The following is a 5,767-nucleotide window of genomic DNA, read 5'->3' as shown; positions in this document are numbered from 1 at the left end:
TGGTGGGGTGATTTTTAGGTTTATCGATACAGCAGGTTTGAGGGAAACCACCGACACCATCGAAGCCATCGGAGTAAGCCGAACTCAGGAAAAGATGAAGACTGCATCTCTGATTCTTTACCTGTTTGATTTGGGTGATACAGATATGGTGGAGATCAATCGGGATATCAATAAACTGGAAAACCTAGGCGTTCCGTTCCTTAAAGTAGCCAATAAGATAGATAAGGCTAAATCATTGTTTATCAGTGATTTAAAAGAAAAATATCCTGACACCATTTTTATCTCAGCAGGCGAAAAAGAAAATCTAGACCTCCTCAAAGATCGGATCATGGAACTGGTTAACCTTGACAAATTCCGCACCGGCAATACCATCGTCACCAATATCCGCCACTACGATTCCCTGGTCAAAACCCGTCAGTCATTATTGGATGTACTTTCAGGATTGGACAATCAGATTACGAACGATTTTCTGGCCATGGATATCAGGAGGTCCTTGCATTACCTTGGAGAGATTACCGGTGAGATTACAACCGATGATTTGTTGGCGAATATTTTTAGTAAGTTTTGTATTGGTAAATAATTCCAATTTATGTAATTTTGTTTCAAAATATGTAACAATTGAAATCTTTATTTAGAGATTAATGCGGGTAGTCACATACAAACGGATACAAGAATTTTCAGAAAAGCATGCAGATGCTGAAATTCCATTAAGATTCTGGTATTCGACAACAAGTAAGAAAGATTGGACTTCTCTAAATGATATCAAAAAGGATTTCAATTCTGTTGATTATGTAGGCAATCACCGATTTGTTTTCAATATCAAAGGGAACACTTACCGTCTGATTGCCATCATTTCATTCAATGCCAAGAAAGTCTATATAAGATTTATTGGTACTCATGCGGAATATGATAAAATAAAAGACATTAAAAATATCTGAGCGATGATCAAATCTGAAAAAGAATATAGCGCTATTGTGGAAAGAATAGAAGAATTGCTTTCCAATCCTGAAAACATAGAAAACCCCGATGCAAAAGGATATGTGGAGTTAAACCTTCTTTCTGACCTGGTAGCTGATTATGAAGAAACATTTCATCCGATAAAGCCTCCCACGCTTGCTGAGGCTATCAAGCTCCGTATGCAAGAACGAGGCTTAAGCCAAAAGGCACTGTCAGAGTTCCTTGGGATTAGCACTTCGAGAATCAGTGAATACCTTAATGGGAAAAGCGAGCCCACTTTAAAAGTTGCCCGGGAAATTAGCAAGAAATTGGATATAGAGGCTTCAATTGTTTTGGGGGTTTGATTTCAAATCCTCACCTTGAAGGTTTTGGTATTAGAAAAAAGGACAAGATGTTTTTTCCCGCAAAGACTCAAAGGCGCAAAGATTTTATTTTTTTGACAAATTGAAGGAACATGTTTAATAATTATGGGTTCCAATTACCGCCTAAATTTTGCCTCATACCTTGAATGCCTTCAATGTTTTAAAAATCTTAAAACATTTACATTATCATGGGATTTAGACTACTGTACTGGGTTTTTTCCAAGTATCTTCCATATTCGGATACTGCGCTCTGCATGCAAGATACTCTTCCATCATTTCTCTCATTTTGGGGCTGAGTCTTTCCAAATATTCAGGAGTCAACAAGGTGTGGTTCAGCAAATAGAAATGCCAGGTTGGAGGGAAAGCTGAACTGTGGTATCCCATGTGGATTGTCCTTCTGGGAATTTCCATCTTTTTGCTGTAACCCCTATGGATAAGGTTGTTGTTATAAAATACCGCCTGACCGGCATTCAATTTTACGGGGATTCCTCCCGGCATTTCCGCACCAAGAGGCGCATAATGCTTGGAGCCGGCAAATGCCTTATTTTCCTCCTCTGTATTTGGCCTGTTGTGGCTTCCTGGTACAACCCACAATGAATTTTCATCCACCAAAGGTAAATTGATCTGTACGCTGTTGTGGAATCTATCCGGAGAGAACAACCGGTCTTCGATCTCTTCCTCCGGGATTTGGATGATATCGCGATGCCAGCCCAATGAATAGGAAGTGCCCGCATTAGCAGCCAGAATTGAAGCATTATTTACAATCAGATCAGGACCAAGAAGGTTTTCCACTACTTCAAGCACTTTGGGATGATGGAAGGCATGATGAATGGGTTCCGTGCCCGGCTTGGTCAGGAGATGGAAATAATACTGTCTGGCCTCCTGCCCAAAATTTGCGATTTCATCCCCTAAGTGCTGAAAAGAAGAACTGTGTACTTTTTTGTCTTCCGCTTTTTTATCCGGATTTAGGAGCTTATCCATGATTACTCTGAAATCCTTGACTTCCTGGTCAGTCAAAATATCGATTATCACAAATCCATCCTTTTGGAATTTTTCTTTTATTGTACTGTTCATAGTCAGGGTATTTTATGGTTGATTATCACTTCTCTTTTTTCTTTGGCAGATTGCAATCCTGCTTCCAAAACTTGTATGACCTCTTTTCCGGTGGAAAAATTCGGTTCTATCCCCTTATTGCCTGTTACTGCCCGGACAAAATCTGCCATGGCATGAATGAAGGTATGTTCATACCCAATAATATGGCCTGGAGGCCACCAATGGCTGATATATGGATGGCTTCCCTCAGTTACCAAAATAGTTTTAAAACCTTTGTAGCCCGAAGGATCCTCCTCATTATAATACTGTAACTCATTCATTTTTTCCAGGTCGAAGGATATACTGCCTTTGCTTCCATAGATCTCGAAGCTTAGTCTGTTTTTTCTGCCATTGGCAAAGCGGGTAGCTTCAAAAGATCCAATGGCTCCATTTGCAAAAGTCACATGCATCAGGGCGGCATCCTCTACAGTTACCTGGCCCATGCCTTTACCGCTGGATTCTGCTCTGAGATTTCCTGTTCCTGATTCCTCGGCCAATGGTCTTTCTGTAATAAAGTTTGTAGTAAGTGTGGACACGCTGTTGACCTGTCCTATCAGGAAAATGGCCAGGTCAACGCAGTGGGAGTTCAGATCCCATTGGGGACCCGCATGTGCCAATTCTTTTTTAAGTTGCCAGGTAAGGGGGAATGATGGATCAGTAATCCAATCCTGTTGATAGGCTGTCCTCCAATGATAAATTCTACCTATTTTTCCTTCATCAATCATATGCTTGGCCAAGGCAATGGCAGGTACTCTGCGATAATTATGGTTTAGGTAATGTGTGACGCCATTCGCTTCACACACTTCCAACATTTCCTCAGCTTGGGCACTGTTCATGGCCATGGGTTTTTCGCAGAAAATATGTTTTCCCGCTTTTGCCGCTGCTATGGCAATATCATAGTGCAGGTGTTGTGGAAGGGCAATATCAATAACATCTATATCATCCCTGGATATTAACTTTTCCCAATCTGTCTCTACCTCCTCCCATCCCCATTTTGCCGCGAAACCCTTTACTGCGGATTCATTCCGGCCACAAACTACTTTCAAAACGGGTTTGGCGTCCAAGTCAAAAAACAAGGGCGCTTTTATCCAGGCGTTGGTATGGGCACGGCCCATAAACTTATAGCCAATAATACCAATTCTCAATTCTTTCATGTGTTTATGATTTTTTTTTTAAGAGGGCACATGGAATCTCGCAATGATAATCATCTCAATGTGTGTCGTCTTCGTCATGCTCGATTTCATCTTGTAACAGTTATTGATTCGGTAAGCTTCCTCAAAGTTTGTACACTTTGCGCTACAACTTCTTCCTCTTGGTTCTTATAATCCGGATGTAAAAAATCAACCTCCACCGCCAAAAAACCTTCATATTGGTGATCACTTAGAATCTGGGCTAATTTTTGATTGTTGACCAGCCCCTCCCCTGTTGGCACACATGCGAAGTAACACCATTGGTTGGCAGGCTGTGAGGTTGTTGGTTTGAGGTCCTTTATGTGCGTGGCAAAAACATGGGGAGCAAGTTTCTCCATTGCCTGAATTGGATCATCCAATACCCTTAGAAAATTTCCTGAATCAAAGTTGACTCCAAAATAAGGCGAATCCACCTGTTGGATCAATTGTAGGATTTCATCCGAATTATAATCTATGTGGTTTTCGATGGCCAATTTGATCCCATATTTTTGGGAAACTGCTACTGCTTTCGTAAACATTTCGGTCAATTTCTCCAGTTGGGGACCATGTGGCTCAAAACGAAAGGGATGGCTACTTCCCACTACCCGCATCACTTTCGCTCCGATTTTGTCGGCGTATTCAATATGCTCGATCATTTCATCAAAAGCCTTTTCGTTAGATCCGCCTTCCAGGCCGTCGGGATGACCCCAAGCATAGACCCTATCATAGTTTTGATTATCTAAACTGCTTTTGATCCCGCGAAGGTATTCGTCATTGAATTTCGGTATAAAGCAGGATTCTAGTGACAATCCATCTACTTTTAAAGAAGTTGCCTTATCCAAAAATTCTTCAAAAGTAATTTCCTTTTCAGGCCGTTCCTGTATGTCATACACTTCTCCAAACAGTCGGTGGTAGCAGTAGCTATCTATTCCTATTTTCATGGTCGGTTATTTTAGGTTATGTTAGGTTTGCAAAAATTTACGTGCATCGTATTTATTCTAAGGTATGAAATTTTTATATAACGGCACGTTGAAATTCCCAATTTCCCAAAAAGAGGCAGACAAACTTATGAACGCTTTGTATTGATTCAGGTCTGTTTGAGCCCTATATTTTTGTTACCCTACCAATGTGGGTTCTACTAAACCTTTGGGTTCTTTTTTAACCTCGAAGGTATTTTAATTAGAAAGAGACCTAATTGAAAACCAATTGAAAAAATATTTATACCACATAGTTATTGAAGATCACTTAGTATGATAATTACTCACTTTTCCTCATCGAAAGAGTTGGATAGAAAAACTGTGTGCTCTATCTGTCTTTGTGGTAAATTGACGGCGAAGACTATTGATGATTATCCCGCAAAGCCGCTAAGGCGCAAAGATTTTATGCTTCATCTAACTGAATCGCTATTGTATTTTGCTCAATTTTCAATATAAAAGATTGTGGCAATAAGCTAAGAGCCTATTAATTCGTAGTGGGTTGGATATGATTTCTCTCAATTCATTAAAAGTGACTGTGCAAGCGCTTCAAGGTGATCTCTATACTTTTTTTCATTCATTTCCTTCAATGCCTCTATATTCCTCAGCTTCCACCTAACTGATGGAAAGTACTGAAATGGATATTGTGACCAATCGGGCTCAAGTCTCATTATATCTAAAAGAAATTTTCTATCATATTCTGTCAGGTGATCTTGGATGGTAGTGATTAGACGGATTCGTAATTTCTTAAATTCATCATAGGTGAATATTTCATCAGTCATGCCCTCAAATTGGTTTTCCAATACTGATTGCTGATTAAGAATATTGGGGGAAATAATTTCATGAATTGACCTGTCACTTCCAAGTAAGCCTAATAAAAAGCCTTTCTTTATTTCCTCAGAAAATCCATCGGTATTTAATAGGTTTTTTATATCAAATAAGTCCCGAGGATGCTGCCTAGCAAGAGCGGCACAAATCTTTCCTCCGTAGAGTTGACCAATAGGTACGATTGGTATTGTACAAAATTTATCGAATTCAATTTGTGCCTTTTCGCATAATACCCCTTCAAATGTCGGCGCAAACACCCCTCTTTTAATTTGATTTACTTCTAATTTGCAATGGCATTTTTGGTCGATATTAAAAGCTTTAGTACTAAAGGTAAATGAGTTACCTCAACTTTCGGAATTACTGAATATATGCTGGTCTTTATTCG

At 39.8% G+C, this 5,767-nt stretch carries 6 protein-coding genes and 1 pseudogene; 3 read left to right on the top strand and 4 right to left on the bottom strand.

Annotated elements, in window-relative coordinates; translation table 11 throughout:
• The 3 genes and pseudogenes from ACEW8O_RS10155 to ACEW8O_RS10145 form a co-directional block, all read left to right on the top strand.
• Positions 1-580 (top strand): annotated as a pseudogene (locus tag ACEW8O_RS10155) (tRNA uridine-5-carboxymethylaminomethyl(34) synthesis GTPase MnmE); the annotation flags it as partial.
• A gap of 61 nt (positions 581-641) precedes the next feature.
• A complete protein-coding gene (locus tag ACEW8O_RS10150; RefSeq protein WP_373494516.1) occupies positions 642-938 on the top strand; it encodes a type II toxin-antitoxin system HigB family toxin in 297 nt (98 codons plus the stop codon).
• A gap of 3 nt (positions 939-941) precedes the next feature.
• Complete coding sequence (locus ACEW8O_RS10145; RefSeq protein ID WP_373494515.1) at positions 942-1,301, top strand: type II toxin-antitoxin system HigA family antitoxin; 360 nt, start codon at positions 942-944, stop codon at positions 1,299-1,301.
• A gap of 213 nt (positions 1,302-1,514) precedes the next feature.
• On the opposite strand, the gene ACEW8O_RS10140 is transcribed toward ACEW8O_RS10145, so the two are convergent.
• The 4 genes from ACEW8O_RS10140 to ACEW8O_RS10125 form a co-directional block, all read right to left on the bottom strand.
• Entirely contained in the window at positions 1,515-2,393 is an 879-nt protein-coding gene (locus ACEW8O_RS10140; protein WP_373494514.1) for a phytanoyl-CoA dioxygenase family protein, read from the bottom strand.
• 2 nt (positions 2,394-2,395) lie between these two features.
• On the bottom strand, positions 2,396-3,565 hold the full coding sequence (locus tag ACEW8O_RS10135) for a Gfo/Idh/MocA family protein (protein WP_373494513.1): 1,170 nt from the start codon (positions 3,563-3,565) through the stop codon (positions 2,396-2,398).
• Between the two features lie 86 nt (positions 3,566-3,651).
• Entirely contained in the window at positions 3,652-4,521 is an 870-nt protein-coding gene (locus ACEW8O_RS10130; protein WP_373494512.1) for a sugar phosphate isomerase/epimerase family protein, read from the bottom strand.
• Between the two features lie 551 nt (positions 4,522-5,072).
• A complete protein-coding gene (locus ACEW8O_RS10125; protein ID WP_373494517.1) occupies positions 5,073-5,690 on the bottom strand; it encodes a nucleotidyl transferase AbiEii/AbiGii toxin family protein in 618 nt (205 codons plus the stop codon).
• Between the last annotated feature and the right edge of the window lie 77 nt (positions 5,691-5,767).

The organism is Aquiflexum sp. (assembly GCF_041749095.1).
Lineage (GTDB): Bacteria > Bacteroidota > Bacteroidia > Cytophagales > Cyclobacteriaceae > Aquiflexum.
Note: the sequence above shows the minus strand (reverse complement) of the source record. Positions and strands in the feature narration are given on the sequence as shown.

What these genes read in the sequence shown, in the direction of transcription:
- ACEW8O_RS10150 (WP_373494516.1), top strand. Translation starts at nt 642, where the DNA reads ATGCGGGTAGTCACATACAAACGGATACAAGAATTTTCAGAAAAGCAT.
- ACEW8O_RS10135 (WP_373494513.1), bottom strand. Translation starts at nt 3,565, where the DNA reads ATGAAAGAATTGAGAATTGGTATTATTGGCTATAAGTTTATGGGCCGT.
- ACEW8O_RS10145 (WP_373494515.1), top strand. Translation starts at nt 942, where the DNA reads ATGATCAAATCTGAAAAAGAATATAGCGCTATTGTGGAAAGAATAGAA.
- ACEW8O_RS10130 (WP_373494512.1), bottom strand. Translation starts at nt 4,521, where the DNA reads ATGAAAATAGGAATAGATAGCTACTGCTACCACCGACTGTTTGGAGAA.
- ACEW8O_RS10140 (WP_373494514.1), bottom strand. Translation starts at nt 2,393, where the DNA reads ATGAACAGTACAATAAAAGAAAAATTCCAAAAGGATGGATTTGTGATA.